Origin of the sequence: Hymenobacter terrenus (assembly GCF_000972495.1) — a bacterium.
GTDB lineage: Bacteria > Bacteroidota > Bacteroidia > Cytophagales > Hymenobacteraceae > Hymenobacter > Hymenobacter terrenus.
In genome coordinates this window covers 13,262-31,568 of the sequence record NZ_LATM01000010.1, presented here as the reverse complement: position 1 = coordinate 31,568, position 18,307 = coordinate 13,262, and the positions used below count along the sequence as shown (strand labels likewise).

The 18,307-nt window shown below is 61.6% G+C and carries 16 protein-coding genes; 10 read left to right on the top strand and 6 right to left on the bottom strand.

Going from position 1 to position 18,307, the window contains the following annotated elements:
• The first annotated feature begins 245 nt into the window (after positions 1 to 245).
• Positions 246 to 2,186, top strand: coding sequence for a RecQ family ATP-dependent DNA helicase (locus WX88_RS13835; protein WP_046244988.1), 1,941 nt, complete (start codon positions 246 to 248; stop codon positions 2,184 to 2,186).
• A 267-nt stretch (positions 2,187 to 2,453) separates the two neighbouring features.
• On the opposite strand, the gene WX88_RS13830 is transcribed toward WX88_RS13835, so the two are convergent.
• Positions 2,454 to 2,759: a rhodanese-like domain-containing protein gene (locus WX88_RS13830; RefSeq protein WP_046244987.1), complete on the bottom strand. Its 306-nt coding sequence runs from the start codon at positions 2,757 to 2,759 to the stop codon at positions 2,454 to 2,456.
• Between the two features lie 148 nt (positions 2,760 to 2,907).
• Here WX88_RS13830 and WX88_RS27665 point away from each other — a divergent pair, with 148 nt between their 5' ends.
• Positions 2,908 to 5,250, top strand: coding sequence for an endonuclease (locus WX88_RS27665; protein ID WP_052732681.1), 2,343 nt, complete (start codon positions 2,908 to 2,910; stop codon positions 5,248 to 5,250).
• Positions 5,251 to 5,792: 542 nt separating this feature from the next.
• Here the strand turns inward: WX88_RS27665 and WX88_RS13820 are convergent.
• Positions 5,793 to 6,068 carry a GNAT family N-acetyltransferase gene (locus WX88_RS13820; protein WP_046244986.1) on the bottom strand — a complete coding sequence of 92 codons (276 nt, stop codon included), beginning with the start codon at positions 6,066 to 6,068 and terminating at the stop codon, positions 5,793 to 5,795.
• A 128-nt stretch (positions 6,069 to 6,196) separates the two neighbouring features.
• On the opposite strand from WX88_RS13820, the gene WX88_RS13815 reads away from it, so the two are divergent.
• Both WX88_RS13815 and WX88_RS13810 read left to right on the top strand, forming a co-directional pair.
• A complete protein-coding gene (locus WX88_RS13815; protein ID WP_046244985.1) occupies positions 6,197 to 6,664 on the top strand; it encodes a hypothetical protein in 468 nt (155 codons plus the stop codon).
• An 82-nt stretch (positions 6,665 to 6,746) separates the two neighbouring features.
• Positions 6,747 to 7,022 (top strand): hypothetical protein, encoded by a 276-nt coding sequence (locus WX88_RS13810; RefSeq protein WP_046244984.1) that lies wholly within the window; start codon positions 6,747 to 6,749, stop codon positions 7,020 to 7,022.
• 563 nt (positions 7,023 to 7,585) lie between these two features.
• Here WX88_RS13810 and WX88_RS13805 read toward each other — a convergent pair.
• On the bottom strand, positions 7,586 to 9,805 hold the full coding sequence (locus WX88_RS13805) for a TonB-dependent receptor (RefSeq protein ID WP_082116031.1): 2,220 nt from the start codon (positions 9,803 to 9,805) through the stop codon (positions 7,586 to 7,588).
• A 1,067-nt stretch (positions 9,806 to 10,872) separates the two neighbouring features.
• Between WX88_RS13805 and WX88_RS28795 the strand changes: the two genes are divergently transcribed.
• Together WX88_RS28795 and WX88_RS27660 are read left to right on the top strand one after the other, a co-directional pair.
• Positions 10,873 to 11,016 (top strand): transposase, encoded by a 144-nt coding sequence (locus tag WX88_RS28795; RefSeq protein WP_082116030.1) that lies wholly within the window; start codon positions 10,873 to 10,875, stop codon positions 11,014 to 11,016.
• Between the two features lie 198 nt (positions 11,017 to 11,214).
• On the top strand, positions 11,215 to 13,008 hold the full coding sequence (locus tag WX88_RS27660; protein ID WP_052732680.1) for an RICIN domain-containing protein: 1,794 nt from the start codon (positions 11,215 to 11,217) through the stop codon (positions 13,006 to 13,008).
• Positions 13,009 to 13,029: 21 nt separating this feature from the next.
• On the opposite strand, the gene WX88_RS13795 is transcribed toward WX88_RS27660, so the two are convergent.
• Together WX88_RS13795 and WX88_RS13790 are read right to left on the bottom strand one after the other, a co-directional pair.
• Positions 13,030 to 13,239 carry a hypothetical protein gene (locus WX88_RS13795; RefSeq protein ID WP_156176128.1) on the bottom strand — a complete coding sequence of 70 codons (210 nt, stop codon included), beginning with the start codon at positions 13,237 to 13,239 and terminating at the stop codon, positions 13,030 to 13,032.
• Between the two features lie 14 nt (positions 13,240 to 13,253).
• Positions 13,254 to 13,652 carry a hypothetical protein gene (locus tag WX88_RS13790; RefSeq protein ID WP_156176127.1) on the bottom strand — a complete coding sequence of 133 codons (399 nt, stop codon included), beginning with the start codon at positions 13,650 to 13,652 and terminating at the stop codon, positions 13,254 to 13,256.
• Here WX88_RS13790 and WX88_RS13785 point away from each other — a divergent pair.
• The 4 genes from WX88_RS13785 to WX88_RS13770 all read left to right on the top strand — a co-directional run bounded on the left by WX88_RS13785 (position 13,633) and on the right by WX88_RS13770 (position 16,236).
• Complete coding sequence (locus tag WX88_RS13785) at positions 13,633 to 13,983, top strand: hypothetical protein (protein WP_046244981.1); 351 nt, start codon at positions 13,633 to 13,635, stop codon at positions 13,981 to 13,983. The two genes, WX88_RS13790 and WX88_RS13785, sit on opposite strands and share 20 nt — an antisense overlap.
• Positions 13,984 to 14,718: 735 nt before the next feature.
• Complete coding sequence (locus WX88_RS13780) at positions 14,719 to 15,273, top strand: hypothetical protein (RefSeq protein WP_156176126.1); 555 nt, start codon at positions 14,719 to 14,721, stop codon at positions 15,271 to 15,273.
• 333 nt (positions 15,274 to 15,606) lie between these two features.
• Complete coding sequence (locus WX88_RS13775; protein WP_046244979.1) at positions 15,607 to 15,909, top strand: hypothetical protein; 303 nt, start codon at positions 15,607 to 15,609, stop codon at positions 15,907 to 15,909.
• 75 nt (positions 15,910 to 15,984) lie between these two features.
• Positions 15,985 to 16,236, top strand: coding sequence for a hypothetical protein (locus WX88_RS13770; protein ID WP_046244978.1), 252 nt, complete (start codon positions 15,985 to 15,987; stop codon positions 16,234 to 16,236).
• Positions 16,237 to 16,450: 214 nt separating this feature from the next.
• On the opposite strand, the gene paaN is transcribed toward WX88_RS13770, so the two are convergent.
• Positions 16,451 to 18,106 carry a phenylacetic acid degradation protein PaaN gene (gene paaN / locus WX88_RS13765; RefSeq protein WP_046244977.1) on the bottom strand — a complete coding sequence of 552 codons (1,656 nt, stop codon included), beginning with the start codon at positions 18,104 to 18,106 and terminating at the stop codon, positions 16,451 to 16,453.
• Positions 18,107 to 18,307 lie beyond the last annotated feature (201 nt).

Sequence of the window (18,307 nt, the reverse complement as noted above, 5' to 3'; positions counted from 1 at the left end):
TTCATCTACTTTGGGTGAACCACCATGCATGGCCACTTACTGACCTAACAAATAGCGCCTAGTATTCAGCTTGAAGTTAAGATATCTGTCCACCTTTCAACGTTCATGAAACTCGAATGAGAAATGGGTTTCGTACACTCCCTTAGAACACGTTTCTCTGGTCACTTCGCTGATATACACAAAGCACAGCGGTGCTGTAAGGCGAGCACCTAATGGTTAACAGAACGAGGCAGTATCTTCGTCCCATGCCCTCTTCCCCTGCCGAAACTTCGCCCCTGGCGCTGCTGCGCGAACATTGGGGGCACACGGCGTTTCGCCCAGGCCAGGAGGAGATTATCAACTCGGTTTTGAGTGGGCATGATACGCTGGCGCTGCTGCCAACGGGAGGCGGCAAGAGCATCTGCTTTCAGGTGCCGGCTCTGGCCCGGCCGGGCATCTGCATTGTGGTGTCGCCGCTCATTGCCCTGATGAAGGACCAGGTGGACAGCCTGCGGAAGCGTGGGCTGAAGGCGGAGGCCATTTACGCGGGTATGAGCCACCAGGAAATCGACCACGCGCTGGACAACTGCGTGTACGGGCGCAACGTCAAGTTTTTGTACGTGTCGCCGGAGCGGTTGCTGACGGAGCTTTTTCAGGTGCGGGTGGTGAAGATGAGCGTGGGCTTGCTGGCCGTGGACGAGGCGCACTGCCTCTCGCAGTGGGGCTACGATTTCCGGCCACCGTATTTGCGCATCGCGGAGCTGCGGGAGGTACTGCCGGCCGACGTGCCGGTGATTGCCCTTACGGCAACAGCCACGGCGCAGGTACAGGCGGACATTATGGCGAAACTGAAGTTTCGGCCGGGGTCGGGGGTTTTCCGGCAGAGCTTTGCGCGGCCCAAGCTGTCGTATTCGGTGCTGCATACTGAGGACAAGCTGCGCCGGCTGCTGGAAGTGGTACGGGGCGTGGGGCCTGGCAAAACCGGCATCGTGTATGCCCGCACGCGGCGACAAACGGAAGACACGGCCGTTTTTTTGCAGCAGCACAAGTTTGCGGCGGCGGCCTACCACGCAGGGCTGCCGGCCGAAAAGCGCACCCAGGTGCAACAGGACTGGATTGCCGATAAAACCCGGCTCATTGTGGCCACCAACGCCTTCGGCATGGGTATCGACAAGCCCGATGTACGCCTCGTGGCTCACCTCGACGCGCCCGACACGCTGGAGGCCTACTACCAGGAAGCCGGGCGCGCCGGGCGCGATGGCCAGTACGCCTTCGCCGTGCTGCTGGCCGGGCCGAACGATGCCGACGAGCTGCGCCGCCGCACCAATCAATCTTTCCCGCCGCTCGATACGGTGCGGCGCGTGTACCAGGCGTTGGCCAACTACTCGCGTACGGCAGTGGGCGGGGGCGAGCTGGCAGCATTTGAGTTCGACTTGCAGCAGTTTGCCGAAACCTACCGCATCCGGGCGGTGGACGCTCATAATTCGCTGAAGATTTTGCAGCGCGAAGGGTTTATCCAGCTGAATGAGGCGGTGAATACGCCGGCGCGGGTGCACTTGGTACTGAACCACCAGGATTTGTACGCTTTTCAGGTGGCCAACGCACAGCACGACTTGCTGATAAAAGCCCTCCTGCGGCTGCACGGCGGGGAGCTTTTTGCCGATTTCCAGACTATTTCGGAGAATGCGGTGGCTACGCACCTACGCCGGAGCGTGACGGAGGTGCGGCAGCAGCTGCGCTATTTGCACACGGCGGGCATTCTGCACTACCAGCCGCGGCAGGAGTCGCCGCAGGCCATGTTCACCACGCCGCGCTTCGATGCGCCCAAGCTGCCCATGGACCAGGTGCGCATAACGGCTGCCCGCGACCTGGCCCGCCATAAAACCAACGCCGTGGCCCAGTACCTGGCCGGCACGCGCTGCCGCCAGCAGTTGCTGCTCACGTATTTCGACGAAGCCGACCCGGCCCGCTGCGGGGTGTGCGACAACTGCCTGGCCGAAAAAAAGGCCGCTCAGGCTGCGGCTCAGGTACCAGAATTACGCGAGCCACTGTTGCAGCAAATTCGTGAGAGCCCTTTGTCGCCACGGGAGCTACTGGCGGCATTTCCACCCCAGCAGGCAGCGGCGGTGACAGCAGCCGTGCGCGAAATGGTGGAACGGGGCGAATTGGCGTATGCGGCAGATGGCAAACTCCAAATGGCGCGCTGAAGGCGGATGATTTGATTATTGAGCTTTAACAGGCGGCCAGAATTGAGCACCCAAATTCATGTCGCGGAGTAGCCGCAGCGCGGCGACAGTTTTAATAATAGCATAAGGATAAAAAGCCGCATAGCGGTGACAGAAAGCTCTTGATGCCTCTGCCATCGCTATGCGGCTTTTGATGTTCTTTCTTAACAAGGTTGCTATAAACCTGTCACCGTGTTGCGGTTTGTCCGCAGTTGGGGTTACTCAAGCAAAAGAGCCGCCTCATAGGTTTTAAATGCCGGCGGCCGTGTAGGCCTGGAAGCCGCCGACGAGGTTGCGGACATTGGTGAAGCCTTGCTGGGTGAGGTAGGCTTTGGCGGAGGCGGAGCGGCCGCCGCTTTTGCAGTGGACGATAACTTCCTGGTTTTTCCACTCGTCGATTTCGTCGAGCTTTTCGGGCAGGGAGTTGAGAGGGATATTTTGGGCACCGGGGATGCGGCCTTCCTCGTGCTCCCAGGTTTCGCGCACGTCGATGAGGATGGGGGTTTCGCCGGTTTGCTGGCGCTGGTGGAGTTCGGCGGGGGTGATGTCGGCCATAAGAAAGGGGGATGGAAATACGAGAAATGGAAAACGAAAGTACGGCCGAAGTCTTCTTGGTTTCATAACGAGCGGGCTGATGGCAAGGCTGGGCTGAACTTGTATCTTTGCTACTTTCTTCCCCTCTTAATCCTGTTATAGCTCATTCATGAAACACTTTTTCGCTTCGGTACTGGTAGTGCTCGGCCTGGTGCCCGCGGCGCTGCAAGCCCAGACTGCTCCTCCCCTGCCCCCGGCACCGCCAGCCGGGCTGCAAGGACTAGCCCTCCGCACCTGGTACCTCGACAACTGGTACACTGGCAAGCGCACAGTGCTGAACTATAGCGATGCTCGCGGCAGGATGTATAACTACATCGACAACTTCAATAACCAAGTAACGTGCGTGTACTCGGGCTATACCGAAAACGTGCCCTTCAGCGCCACTAGCACCAGCCCCGGCGTGGTGACCGGTATCAATACCGAGCATTCAATTCCGCAGTCATGGTTCGATGAGGTTTTGCGGATGCGCTCCGACATTCATCATCTTTTCCCCACGCGCATCCAGTGGAATTCGGACCGTGGCTCCGACCCGTTTGCCGATATTCCGGATGCCAATACGTTGGGCTGGCTGCGCAACACCACCCGTCTGACTACCATCCCGACCAGCAACATCGACGAGTACAGCGAGGATACCAACAGCCAGTTTGAGCCCCGCGAAGACCACAAGGGCAACTTGGCTCGTGCGGCGTTCTACTTCTACACCATGCACGCCAACGAGAGCTTCGACCCTGGCAAGGGCGTTATCACGGCGCTGTCTGATTTGGCAACCCTGTACCGCTGGCACCTAGCCGACCCGGTGGATGCCCGCGAGATTGAGCGCAACCGCCGCGTGGCCGTTAGCCAGGGCAACTATAACCCCTACATCGAGCACCCCGAAACCGTGGCCACCGCCTGGGGCCTGGCCCCGGCGGGCCCGGCCTTTAGCTTCGCAACCACCACCGGGAACATTATTGAAGACAACGCCGGCACCAAAGCCTACACCTTCACGCTGAGCCTGAGCCAGGCCGCCACCGCGCCCGCCACGGTGCAGGTGAACGTGGACGCCATCAGCTCGACGGCCACCAATGGCATCGACTTCGCCTTCACCTCGCCCACTACCGTCACCTTCCCGGCCGGCAGCACCAGCCAAACGGTGACCCTGACCGTGAACGGTGACACGCAGCCCGAGGCCGACGAAACCGTGGTACTGAGCCTCACCAACCCCAGCACCGGCACCAGCGTGGGCAGTTCCGGCGGACACACGCTCACCATTACCAACGATGACGGAGCCGCCCCGACTGTGGCCTTCGCCGCCGCCTCGGGCAACACCCCCGAAGGTAACACGGGCACTACCACCTACACTGCCAACGTCACCCTGACCAACCCGGCCAGCCTCACGTTCCCCATCACGGTGCCCGTGACGGTCGATGCGGTCGGGACCACGGCCACCAGCCCCGGCGACTACACTCTCGCCACCACCAGCGTGACCTTCCCCAGCGCCACGGCCCTCACCCAACCGGTGACCGTGACTGTGGTGGGCGACCTCACCTACGAGCCCAGCGAGACCGTGCGCCTGCTGTTGGGCACGCCCTCCAACGCCACGGTCATCAGCGGGACTCCCAGCGTGCACGTGCTGACCATTGTGAACGACGAGGCTGCGCCGCCGATTGTGCCTTGCACCAAGCCTTACTTCTCGCAATACGTGGAGTCGCAGACGGGCAACACCAAGGTGATTGAGATTTTCAACCCCACCAACGCATCCGTGCCACTGGCTGGCAAGCGCCTCGTGCTCTACGCCAACGGTGCCACCATTCCCTCCACCACGCTGAACCTTACGGGCACCATCGCCCCTGGCGACGTGTACGTGGTGGCCAACACCGCGGTAACCAACGCGACCGTAGCCGCTCAAACCGACGTGCAGAACGGCGTGGCTTTCTTCAACGGCGACGACGCCATCGCGCTTTTCGATGGCACCGATACGCTCGACGTAATAGGTGTGATTGGCCAAACGCCCGCTGGCAACGCCTGGACGGTGGCCGGCGGCTCAACCCGGGATAACACCCTCGTGCGGCTGCCCACCACCAGCCAGGGCGGCCGGTGGAGTGGCCCGAGTGGCAGCGCTACCTGGTCGGCCATCGGGGTTGACAACTATACCGGCGTGGGCAGCTACGCTAGCACGGCCTGCTCCACTCCCACGGGCACTCGGTCGACGGCGGTATTGCGCAATTCCCTCGAAATCTACCCCAACCCTGCCACCGAAACCGTGCAGGTGCGCCTGCCTGGCCAAACCACTACCCGCGCAGCCAGCGTGGCCGTGCTCGACTTGCTGGGCCGCCCCGTGCGCCAGCGCAACGCCCAACTCGGTGCTACTGATGCGGTGCAGGTGGACCTGCACGGCCTGCCCGCCGGCATCTACGCCGTACGCGTGACCTTCGCCGACGCGGAATACACCGGCCGCGTGGTAGTACAGTAGGTCCTACTGATTTTAGGTTTTAACCCAAAAAACCCTCGGCCTTCCCGCCGAGGGCTTTTTGTTGGCGTTAGTTCGCCAGCACGATGTAGAGACGCCAAGGGTGGCGTCTCGGCGTCCGCGCCATTACGGGTATCGTTCAACGCCGAGACGCCAAGGGTGGCGTCTCGGCGTCCGCGCCATTGTGGGTGTCGTTCAACGCCGAGACGCCAAGGGTGGCGTCTCTACATCGTGCTGGCAGGCCGTAGCGGCTCAGTGGCAAGGCTTCTACCACTGGCAACAAGTGCTCCGACAGCCGCGGCAAGGCGTCCGACAGCGCCGGCAAGCGGCCAGATGCCCGCCGCAAGCCATCCGCCGGCGCTGGCAAGTGGCCGGATGCCTATGGCAAGGCATCCGCGAGAGCCGGCAAGGCTTCGGATGTCTGCGGCAAGGCATTCGCCGGGGCCGGCAAGTGGCCGGACGGGGGCCAGAGGCGTGTCGACTCCGTCGAATAGGCTGCGGAAGGCGGTGGGGAGGATGTCGACTGAGTGGTGGGGCGGTTGTATTTAAGCCAGGAGGTCGGCGTACTCGGCGTGGTGGCGCTTGACGAAGCCGGCCATGAATGTGCAGCTGGTTTTTACTTTCAACTGTTCTTTGCGAGCAAAATCCAGAGCGGCGCGGGCCAGCTCGTCGGCCACGCCCTGGCCGCGCAGTCCCTCATCCACGAAGGTGTGGGTGAAATCGATGACGCCGTCGGCGGGGCGGGCGTAGGCTAGCTCGGCTTCGTAGCCGTGGCGGGTGGTGGTAAATTCCTGGTCGTCGGCGTTGTGTCGGATAGCCATGGGTACAACTGATAAAGGGGGGGGAAGAATGTTTGGGAGATGGGAAATGAACGGCGGCGGCTGGTTTGCGTACAGGGAGGAGAAAGACGGGCTTGGCCCGTTTGGTTTTCTTCTCTTTCTTCTTTCCCATGGATACGCAAGATACTCCCCTGCCGCCGGCCAATGATTTCCGCCCGCAGGACCAGCAAGACCGTGCCGCCGCCGCTCGCCCCAACCCGAACGACCCCATTCTAGAGGCCCGTAGCCCCAACTACGGCGACTTTGGGGGGGTAAACCCGGCCAATTCCACTGGTGCTGATGGACCGGCCATTGCCCCGGTTTCGCAGCAGGCCGGCCGCAGCGGTGCCAACGACAACCCGGACGAGTTCAGCGAATTTCGCGACCGCGAAAAAGACGCCCGCCAGGCGCCCGCCAACCCCGCCGACCAGCCCGGCCACGTGGAGCAAAACCAGGACCCTGCCGCCGTGCGCGCCACCCAGGACGAAGACAACGACGAGCAGCGCGCCGCCTGGGCTCGGGACGACCCGCGCTACGCCGGCGGCGGCACACACAACACCCGCGAAGAATCGGCCAGCACCAAAGACGGCCAGGATTAACGAGTGGCTGGTATTGGTGGCTCGGTCACCCGACTCCACTAATCACTACCCACCGCCCATCAACTGCTAACCATCCCTTTCCATGTCCCCCGAAACTCCTGATAACGACTCCCAAGACCCGAACATCGGCGACGGCCTGTCGACTCCGATGCTCGAATCCGAAACCTACGGCCAGATAGTCGACGACAATAAGCCTTCCGGTGGCCAGACCCAGGCCGATATGGAGGACGACTCCCTGCGCATGGACCGCGAAGCCCGCACCGCTACCGGCCCCGCCCCCGCAACCGATGAGAACCTGCCCCGTGAGCTAACCGACCCCAGCGACCGGGCATTTACGCTGCCCGAAGAGCAGAGCTAGGAACCTCACCCCGGAGCCGTTGCACCTCCCTCGGCCCCCGGATATCTCTGCCGTGAAGAGAGGAGCCGGTGTCGGTGTCCCGTAGCGCGAACTTTGTAGTTCGCGTGCCCGAACGAGGCCCGAATGACTGCCGAACGGCGCGGGGACGCGAACTACAAAGTTCGCGCTACTGCTCGCCGTACGCTGCTGCCGAAACCGCGCTAGTATGGCCAGAAAACAGCTTCAATTATAAGACAAAGCCCCGACGCTGTGCAACGCCGGGGCTTTTGCTTTTAACTCAAGTAGCGGTGTATTGAAACATAGCCCCAGCGGGGCGACCTATCGGTAGAAAATGCACTGCACAGCCATTCTTCCAGCCCAGGAGGGGCGGGCGACACTTGTCGGCCGAGTGTCGCCCGCCCCTCCTGGGCTGGAAAAGTTCACGAATGCCCCCTTACTACCGATAGGTCGCCCCGCTGGGGTTATGTGCGCCGCAGCTTTAATTGGCTAATTGCCGGAGGATTCCTCCGCAATACCGACGGGGGCGGTTCGGGTTCGCTATGCTCGCCATGACTGACGCGGCCTTAAAAACGCCAGCCTACCTGGGCGCCAGTGTACCAGTTGCGGCCGGGGGCGGGCTGGAAATACCGGCCGCCGAACGCGTTCAGGTCGTTGCCGAGGCTGTAGCGGCGATTGGTGGCATTGTCGAGGCCGGCGTAGAGGTTGGTTTCGAGGTGGCCGGCCAGGGTGCGCCGCCAGCCGCCCCGCGCCCCAAATACCCAGTAGCCGGGGGCCTCTTCGGTATTGGCATCGTCGAGTACGATGCGGGCCTGATGGCTCAGGTTGGGGTTGAGGTAGAAGCCAGTGGCATGGCTAAAATCGAGGCCAGCGCTGAGAGTGTGCGGAGTGGTGCCGGTGAGGCGGTTGCCGCGCAGGTCCTGCCCGGCGCTGGGGTAGCGGCCGAAACGAAAGCTGTTGTAGGCGTAGCTGGCCCAGGCGCGCAAGCCGGTGGGGGCATCGGCGGGGATGTTGCTGGCGGCCGAAACGGGCGCGGCCACCTGCCAGAGCCAGCCGCTCAGAGCGGCTTCGAGGCCGCGCTGGTGGGTGCGGCCGGTATTGCGAAACACCACCGCACCCTGGTCGGTGGTGCTGCTGACGATGGTTTGGCGCTGCTCCAAATCGAATACGCTCACGTCGTAGCGCAGGCGGTTGGCGAAGAAACTGCCCCGGGCGCCCACCTCGTAGCTGGTGCCGCGCTCGGCCTGCAAAGTGCCGTTCAGGCTGGCATCGGAGGGCCGGATTTCCTCAATGGAAGGCGGGGAAAAGCCGGTGCTCACGCTGGCGTACGCCGATAGGTTTGGGCTAAACTCCTTGAGCAGCGCCACCCGAGGCGAGACCTCAGGCCGGAAGTCGCGGGCAAACTGGTAGGCATCGGGGCGCGTGGCGGCGTTGCTCAGCCGCTCGATGCGGTAGCGCAGGCGGTTGTAGCTGGCGGCTACGGTCAGCAGAAAATCCGCGGGCAGGTTGTAATCGGCCTGGGCAAAGACGAAGCCGGTGGTCGTCGTGATTTCGTCGTCGTAGCGCAGCGCGCCGGGCCTGCCGCCTTGATTCTGGTAGCTGCGCCCATCGGTGAAGCTACCCTGAAACTCGCCGCCACCTTGCAGCCGCAGCACCCGCCCGGCTAATGAGGTGCGGTAGCTCAGGGCCGTACGGCCGCCCAGGCCCAGGGAAGTGTTGCGCTCATAATCCACCAAAAAAGGCGTGCGAATGGCCGTGCCACTGCCGTAAAGCGTGGTTTGCAGCTCCAAGCCTTCTGTAAACCGATACTCGTGGGTGAGGCCGACCAAGCCGGTGCGCGAGGCATAAAACGCCCGCTGCGCCACCGTACCGGGCGCCGTCTGGGTGCCCGGCCGCGCCTGCCGCGGGTCGGCCCCAAACTGGGCGCGGGTGAGGCCACCGGGCAGCTGGTAATTGATATCCGTGTAGAGCAAATGGGCCGCCAGTGTCGTTTTGGGCAAAGCCACGCTGCGAAGGTCAAGGGCAAAAACATCGCGCCGCAGGGCACTTTGCACACGGTAGCCATCCAGTTCCTGGTGGGCGTACTGGGCACGTACGCTGCTGGTAGCACTGCCGGTTTCGGCACTGATGGTGGTACGACGCAAGCCGTAGCTCCCCACCGTGGCGCCGGCCGCAACCAGGCTGGTACCCATCGCCACCGCCGGCGTGCCGAACAAGGCCACGCCGCCCGTGCCGGCGCCATACACGCTGCCGGCCGGCCCCCGCAACACCTCTAGCCGCCCGATAATGGCCGGGTCGAGCAGGTTCAGCGGCGTCGTGCCACTGGCTTCGGTGAAAGGAATGCCGTTGTAGTACACCTTCACGTTGCGGACTCCGAAGGGTGAGCGCAGCGTGCTGCCCCGAATACTGAGCCGGTAGCTGGCCGTGGCCCGCTCCTCCAGCCGCACGCCGGGCAGCGTGTTTACCGCCTGCGTGAGGGCGATGGGGCTGAACTGCTCAATCACGCGGGCATCAATCACGCCCACGGCCGCGGCGGTGCGACGCAGCGGCAGGCGCTGGCCGTAGCCGGTCACGGTGGCTTCGGGCAGGGCCACGGCGCGGGCAGAATCGGGGCGGGTTTGGGCGGAAGCAGGTAGCTGCGGCAGCCACAGCAACAAAAGCAACAGGTAACGGTAGGGCATGGTGGGCAATGGCAACGGAACGATGCAGACCAGCGGAGTACGCGAATTGTTGGTGGATGACGTGTGCGGACGCAGTTTTTTGCGTTTGGCACCGGAGTAATTCATAACTGACTCCGGCCGCTACCCACCTTCACGGGGCACGCTATCAACTTTGCTATATGCCCCTCCGCTTGCCTCGCCGCCATCGCCGTCAGCTATTGTTCCCGCCAGGTCTGCTTGCCCTGGCGGGGTTGCTGTGGCTGGGCTGCGTGGCGGTGGGCTTGTGGCGAGAGCAGCTTAAACGGTGGTACCGAATACAGTTAACAGTGCCCAGTTATCCAGCGCGCGCCGAGAAACCATCCATTCATTTCTTCCTACCTAATCCCGATACAATATGCCCGACCTGCTCCTGGAAAGATATTTACCTCACAGGCAGTAATGATTCGATAGACAAGCGCGAGCTGATACGCACGGAGAATACTGTACACGCCATGATGAGAAATGTCGAACAGGGCAGCGGAGTACGAATTCATCTTATGCGGTCAGCACGTTTCAAACACCTCATTTTTGCACTGAATACACTGAACCGAGAAGGTGTTAGAAAATATTGGGTCGACATTTACCATACCCCTGCTACGCTCTATGCCTTTAACGAACCGCCTACGCTTACGCCTCCACGATTAGAGCCGGCTTGCTTGCTTTGTGACGACGTCTTACCCTACGTGTCGCCTACCTCTCAAACTCCCTTTTGGGTGCGATTTGACAACCAGGTAACAGCATTTTGGCAGTTTGAGTGGCTACGAAGCTAGCTACAGCCGCTACGTCAACCAGAATGGCGGAACTCTGTATGGCTGCTGACGGCAATAGCTACCCTCGGTAGCTGGCGCATCATTCGAACTTGGCGCACAGCATAGCCGACGTTATTTTGAGGCTGCATTGTCTTAGAAGCTCCTGTTTAAGTTACCTAAATTCTTTTGGAACGGTCATGCTGAGCGCAGTCGAAGCATCTCTACCGCTTCGTTAGAGGCTTTTCTACGAAGCGGTAGAGATGCTTCGACTGCGCTCAGCATGACCGTGTTTATTAACTTAAACAGCTTCTAAGAAGCTGTTTAAGTTAATCGGGGCTTTTTAGCGTTGTATTCATGCAAGCGAAGCGATAGAGTTCGGATTTAGCCGCGCGGCAAGGGCAGCGGTTGGCGCCGCTGCTGGTGGTGCGGCGCACAAGCAAGTGGCCGTTACGGGCGGTGGTCAACGGCATGTTCTACGTGCTCAAAAACGGCTGCGTGTGGCGCGACGTGCCCGCCGAGTTGCCGCTCTGGCCCACCGTGTACTACTAGTTTACCAAGTGAACGAACGACAGCACATGGGCGCGGGTCAGCGGGTGGCTGACGATTGACGCCCGGGAACGCGAAGAAAAAGCGCCCACCCCTCCTCCGACCGCCAAGCGAGGGACGAGGGAGCCACACCGGCTGGCCGCCGATTCCCTATATTTACAATAACGGAATCGCTTCCTTCATTCCTTGCCCAGGTCCCTCATGAAAAAATACTATCACTCCCTCGCGCGCGCCGTGCTCGTTCTGTGCTGCTGGTGCGCCGTTTTCGGGACCCGCGCCCAACCGGTGCCCACCTATCGGGTCGCCGGAAACCGCATCCTGAAAAATGACGTGCCCACGGTCTGGCGCGGGGCCAATGCCCTGCACGTGTTCGGCGGTGATCAAGCCTCCCGCGAGCAGATGAGCACCTGGAACATCGATATCGTGCGCGAGTTTATTGGCACGCTGCGCCAGCAGCCCGTGGCCGGCACCCACCCGGTGGCCGTCTACGTCAACGGCGCCCCCTCGCCTAGTTACTTGCGCCCGCTCGAACTGCTGGCCCAAACCAATCGGGCCCACGGCAAAATCACGATTTTTTGCCCTTTCGGCTGGAACCCTACCCCGGCCGAGACCTTCGTGGGCCTGACGCCTTCCCAGACGCCGTTCTGGAACGAGTACAAAGCCAAGATGCGGGAAATTGCCACCTTCTTCCGCGACCAGCCCGACGTGTGGCTGGAGGTGTGGAACGAGCCGTACTGGTGGGACCGCAGCCACGGCTACTCCGACGAGCTGTGGCGGGCCGACATGCAGCAGATGGTGGACAACATCCGCAGCACCGGCAACCAGAACATCGTGCTCGTGCCCGGCGCCGAGAGCGGCCAGGACGACCAAGTGCTCCTGGCACAAGGCGCGGCGCTGCTGCAAAGCCAGCACAACAAAAACGTGGTGTTCGACCTGCACGCCTACGAAAATTGGCTGCACGAGAGCCAGGCCACCGTCGAAAGCCGCATTCGCGCCGTGCAGCAGCGCGGCCTGGCCGTGCTGTTCGGGGAAGTAGGCCCGCACAACGCGAGCACGCTCATGAACCCGGTTCCCTTTCTGCAGGCGGTCCGCACCACCCGGACCAGCACCTGCGCCTGGCTGTGGAAAGCGGACGAAAATGATACGGATGCCCTCTTGCGCTCCGATGGAACCACGCCCAACGACCAGCAGAACAACACCTGGGGCTCCACCTTTCGAGCGTTCACGCGTGAAAACCATAACCCGCCAAGCTCCTTCAGCGGGGTGTACCGAGTGGTTGCGCGGCACTCGGGCAAAGTGCTGGACGTGCCGGGCGGGTCCTGGGCGACGGCGACGGGCGTGCAGCAGTGGACGTATCATGGCGGGGCCAACCAGCACTGGCAAGTGACGGCCTTGCCCGACGGCTCCTACACGCTCACGGCCCAGCACTCGGGCAAGTGCCTGGAGGTCAGCAGCAGCACCGCCGACGGCGCGAAGGTGCAACAGGGCGACAAGAATGGCACCCCCGCGCAGCGCTGGCACATCGACGCGACCACCGACGGCTACTCCCAACTCCGCAACGTGGCCAGCGGCAAGGCGCTGGATGCGTCCGGCGGCTCGGCGGCCACGGGTGATGGCGTAGCAGCCATTCAGTGGACGGCCACCGGCGGCACCAACCAACAATGGCGGCTGGAGCCCGTCGCTTCGGCCGGGGGCGCCGCACGGGCCACCCCCTCCGCTGCGGGGGCTCCTGCCCTCGCGGCCCCTAGCTGGCAGGTCTACCCCAACCCGGGCTCGCCGGAACAGCCGGCCACGCTGGCGTTCTCAGCTGGCCAGGCCCAAGAGGTAACCGTCTCGGTCCATAACGCGCAAGGCCATCTGGTGCGCCGCTTCACGGTGCCTGCCCCAGCCGGCCGCACCACCTACCGCCTGCCGGCCGTCTTGCCCGTTGGCCTCTACTACCTGCGCGCCACCATCGACCAGCAGCCCCAGCGGTTCACCCTGCAGGTGAAGTAGCCGCCCCCGCCTCGTGCCAGACTAGCCGGGCGATGCGATACCTAATTCATCAGGGGTGAGTTTGCCTTCTTCCCGGAAGATACGGGGTAGGTCTTCCAAGTCGGGGTCGAGCGCTTCTTTGGGGGAAAGTTGGTAGTATGCTGCCCGCTGGGCGGGGGTGATATTGCCGCCGCAGGTCTGGGTCCGACGGTGCCGACCGCCGCGGCGGGGCCGCTCCATGTTGATGCACACTCCGTCGTTGTTACTTATATAATCGTTCCAGCTGAGCCAACCGTAGCTGCGAGGGCGTTAGGGGAGGGCCGTATTGCAGCTACATATTGCGACAAGCTCCCATTCGGAGGTGTAGCCGGGGTCATCGCGGCTGTCAGCGAGGCCGTGCGGGCAATGGCGGCCAGGCCTACGCCAGCTAGCTCAGTGGCCACTTCCCCGGCCGGATTGAGCACCTTCCGGAGCAAGCCCGCTTCAAGCCCCTCTGCTTTGAGCCTGACCGTGGCCAGCATCGCCGCCAGGTGGGCCGACGGCTGGGGGTCAGCAGGCTTGGTCAGGACCCGAAAACACGTCTGCGGGTCTGTTCTCCAGGGGATGCTGTTGTGGGCTTCGTAGCGGACACCATCCACGTCCACCATGGTCAGCGAGAAGGACAACTCTACCCGGGTGGTGGCCAGCCGTGCCCGTGCCGTCGTAGTCGAACTTCAGGTCAACCAGAGCTGCGTTGTAGAGGGTGTAGCGCTTGCCCGTTTGGCCCAAGTTACGAAAGAAGACCAGATGCCCGCTCTCGCGCCGGCAGGGGTTAAGTCTGATTTCCTCCCAGCGCGACTAGCCCGCCGCCATGCCGCTGACGAAGACGTTGAGCGGGCCCATTCGCACGTTCGCACGGTGGGGCTGGGCCGGCCCTTGTCATCGGTGAACTGCTCGAAGGAGAAGCTCACGTGGTCGCAGGCTACTTGCCGGCCAGCGATTTGCAATTCAGCGTAGAGGATAAGCACAGCGGGTAGAATAGAAGAGACGCGCAACAATAGCGTCGTTTATTTCATGGCGTGCTGGCTGGGGTGCTTCAGCTAGGCGTGCTAATCGACTTACGTACAATCATCCTTTCCGAAGAATTGCCCGAGTACAACCACCGGTAAGTAGACTAGCCGTAGCTAGTCGTAGCGCGGCACGAAGAAAATTAGTGAGCAAGCGCTTCAACGGAAGTGGAGAGAATCAGGAAAAATAATTCACATTGTCTCCAGCTTAGGAGAGGACCTGAAATATTTTTTTCGATTCTCTCCTAGGTTGGAGACATTGTGAATTATTTTTCCTGATTCTCTCCCCAATCCTCCCAGTTCCCCGTGCCCTCCCCTATTCTAGGGTGTGTGGACAGTAACGAAGTAAACCGTCATGCTGAGCTTGTCGAAGCATCTCTACCGCTTTAGTAGCCCCAAATTGTTCGGTAGAGATGCTTCGACAAGCTCAGCATGACGGCCTGTTAGCATGGAAAAGGCCAGTTTCCGATTACGGTCCACACACTCTAGGGCATCCTCTTACGTGCTACTGGCCGTGCGCGCCAATTTCAGGCTCGCCCAGGCCGAGTTAGACCATTATTCAGGGATGCGCGGTACCTACGTGGCTGCTAACGGGAATAGCCACCCTCGGTGGCTAGCGCATCATCCAAACTTGGCGCACGGCATGGCCGACGTTATTTTGGGCTGCTATTTTCCCACAATTCTAATGCCCGCCCTCCAACCCGACCTACGCCGCGCGCTTTTCAACCTTCCCGAAAAAGAGAAAGACCAGCTCCTGGCCCGCCTCGTGGCCCAGGACGCGCTGCTGACCGAGCAGCTAACCTTTCGTCTGCTCGAAGGGCCCGATGCGCTCGAAACCCGCCGCGCCGTGCTACGCGCTCAGGTCGACGACCCCGTGCGCGGCTTCCACCAAACGCCCAACGACCTGCTGGTCATCCTGCGGCAGCTACAGGCCCGGCTGGCCTACCACACCAAGGTTACCGACGACGCTTACGGCGAGCTGGAACTGAGCTGGCGCTTGCTGGCCAACGTGTTTCGCCACCAGCAGGAAGTCACGGCGCGGCTGCATGGCCCCACACAGCCGCTGCTTCAGCACCTGACCAAGCGCACCCAGGAAGCCCTGAAGCAAACCACCCGCCTGCACGAAGACTACCACGTAGAGCTGGCCGAAACCGCCAACGCCGTACTGGCCGCGCTATGGCAATCGGGCGCCGCGCCATTGGCCCGAGAAGCCGGCCTGCCCCGGTCGTTTATTATTTAACAGGCGCCGTATCGCGCATTGGCCGCGTGGCGGCTTTGATTCCGCCGCCCCTATTCGTTCTACAAATCTGTCGCCGCTACGCGGCCAGTGCGCAACTGGGATCTGTTAAATGATGCAGCAGCTCTCAGGTTGATACACCGCCACCAGGCGCTCAACTCCTCGGGAGAGGAGCTGGGGGTGAGGTTTCCCAGCCGCGCTTACCAGGAATTATCCTTCCGTTGCGCTTATGTTGGTAACATGGCGGCCAGGAACAGGCACTCAGCCAAGCATCTTTTCGGCGCCGAAAGCAGTAGAATAACCTGCTTCTTTTCACTGCCCCGATTTTCAACTGCCATGTCCAGCACTCCCGGCCCCGACGCCCAACGCCCACCCCAACTATCCGAAACCGACCTACGCCAAGCCCTCGAAGAGCTTGATGTGAAGATTCGCACCCTCCACAACCGCGCCCACGCCACCGCCGCCGGCTCGCCCAATACCTACTTGCAGCACGCCGAAGCCCTCGAAGCCAAGCGCGCCCGTCTGGCCGAGCAGCTCGGCCAGGCACCCGCGCCGGCCGACGGAGCCGAGCCCGGTGTGTGGGCTCAAATTCGACACGGTATCGAGTCGTTGCGCGACGACATCCGCTCCATCTGGTAGGTCGCTGCGCTGGCCAATCTTACCTCTATTGCTAGTAGTAATTCTTGTCCGCCCTTGCTATCTAACTTCTTAGCTATGAAAACGCTTATTCCCTTCCTGATTTTTTTTGGCATTGAGGCCATCGCCCCGGCCATTGCCCAATCCCGACCCAAAATCAAGGCCAGACGTGCCTTTGTCCACAATTCGGAGGCAAGCCGGGGCAAAAACAGCAAAGCCCGCTTCCGGCGCAACAGCAAGCCCCCGGTCATCGACCTTACTCCCGGCAAGCTAGAAAAATTCAAGACCGCGAAGGCCAACAAGCCCTATAAATTTCCCAACCCGCATTAAAGCCACGACGAGGCATTCCAAGCAGGAGGTCTTGCTAAAAAAACGGTCATGCTGAGCGGAATAAAACGTCATGCTGAGCGGAGCCGAAGCATCTCGCGTGCCATCACTAATCCAATCGGTCAACGATGCGAGCAAGATGCTTCGGCTCCGCTCAGCATGACGTTCTATTTGGTGCGCTTACCATCAATTCTTCATTCTTCCTTAAGCGCCGGTATCAGGCGGGTTCGCGGAAGCCTACCCAGGTGAAGCGCTTGACGACGAATTCCGGATTGGTGAAGCTGGCGTTGCCGGCGGGGTTACCCCCGGTCACGTGGAAGTCAGAGAAGCCCGCATTCTGATTGACGTAGATTCCGCCGGTGAGGTTGAAGCTGACGGGCGTGCCGGCCAGACTCATTTCATCCATTATCTGCTCTTTAATGACGGGGTCGGTGGTGTAGGCGCCGCATGAAATAGCGCCGCACTCGCGCGCCAGCTGGGCGGCAAGGCGGATGCTTTCCTGCGTGTCCTTGGTTTTGATGACCAGCATAATTGGCCCAAACAACTCCTGGCTGAATTGCTCCACCTTATCGGCCCCAATTTCGTGGATGCTGGGCGAGCAGGTGCGGGCATTTTTAAACGTAGGGTTATCCACGGGGCCGTGAGCCAGGATGCTGCGCCCCCCGTCGAAAGCCAACTGCTTCACCCGCTCGTGGGTGGCCGCGCTCTGGATGGCGCCCAATACGTGCGGGGCCGCCTTCGGATTGGTAGCCAGCCCAGTCACGGCGGCCGAGAGACGTTGCACCACTTCTTCGTAGGGCACCAGGGCATCACCCACCTGCACGCCCGCTGCGGGAATGAAGAAATTCTGGGGCGCGGTGCACATCTGGCCCGAATAGAGGCTCACGGAAAAGGCCAGATTCTGGGCCACCTGGTCGAGGTCGGCGCAGCTATCCAGAATAATGCTGTTCACGCCGGTTTTCTCGGTGAATACGGTTTTGCCTTTCAGCCCTTCGAGGTAGTTGCCGAAGGGCGAGCCGCCGGTGTAGTCAATCAGCTTCACGGCGGGGTTTTCGGCCAAATCTTTGGCGATGAGGCGGTCGGCGGCATCCACCGCCAACTGGCAGATGCAGGGGTTCAGGTTGTGTTCCACCAGCACTTTCTGCACCTCAGCAATTACAATGGCCATGGGCAGCACCGCCTTGGGATGCGGCTTGATGATGGTCGGGTTGCCAGTTACGAGCGAAGCAAACATGCCCGGCACGCTGTTCCAGGTCGGAAACGTGGAGCAGCCGATAACCAGCGCCAGGCCCTTGGGTACCGCCCGCCAGGTCTTGGTCAGGGCGATGCTGTACTTACCCATGGGCTTCTCCCAGCGGGTGTCTTCGGGGAAGCGGGTTTGCTCCTCGTAGCCAGCGGCAATGGCTTCCAGGGCCCGGTCGGCGGCGTGGGGGCCGCTGGCCTGAAACGACATCATGTAGGCCTGCCCCGTGGTGTGCATGGTGGCGTAGGCTATTTCGAAAAAGCGGCTTTTCATACCCTCTAGCGCCTCCGTAAGTAGGGCCGCGCGCAAGGCGGGCTTCAGCTTGCGCCACTCGGTGAAGGCGTCTTGCGCATTCTTTATCAGCGTTTCGGGTGAGTAGTATGGGTAGGTTATGCCCAAGGGCTGCTGCTCGTACGGCGATTCTTCCTCCCCGACCCAGCCCTCGGGTGCACCCTGTAGCAGCTCAGCGAAAGGCTGATCCCGAAGCGCGGCAAACCTTGCGCGGCCTTGCGCGTCGGCATCGGCCCCGTAGATTTCGGGCGACGGGTTTTCGGGGAAAGCAGCGAAGAACGTGCGCCCGTGCAAGGCCTGCACGGCAGCATCGATGGTGGCGAGGTGCTTGTTAATCATCGGGGTAGGACGGGTTGTTGAGTGGCAATTGAATGACGGGAGGGCAATTTACGGCAGGTACGCAACCTTACTACGGGTGGCCAGGCCCGTTGGGCTGATCCTACTGGGCCAATTGCAGGCCTTGGGGGCGTTATTATTTTACGGCTGATGGCAGTCCGAACCGGGCGGCAACGACGTAAAGAGGTATCTTTACTACCACTG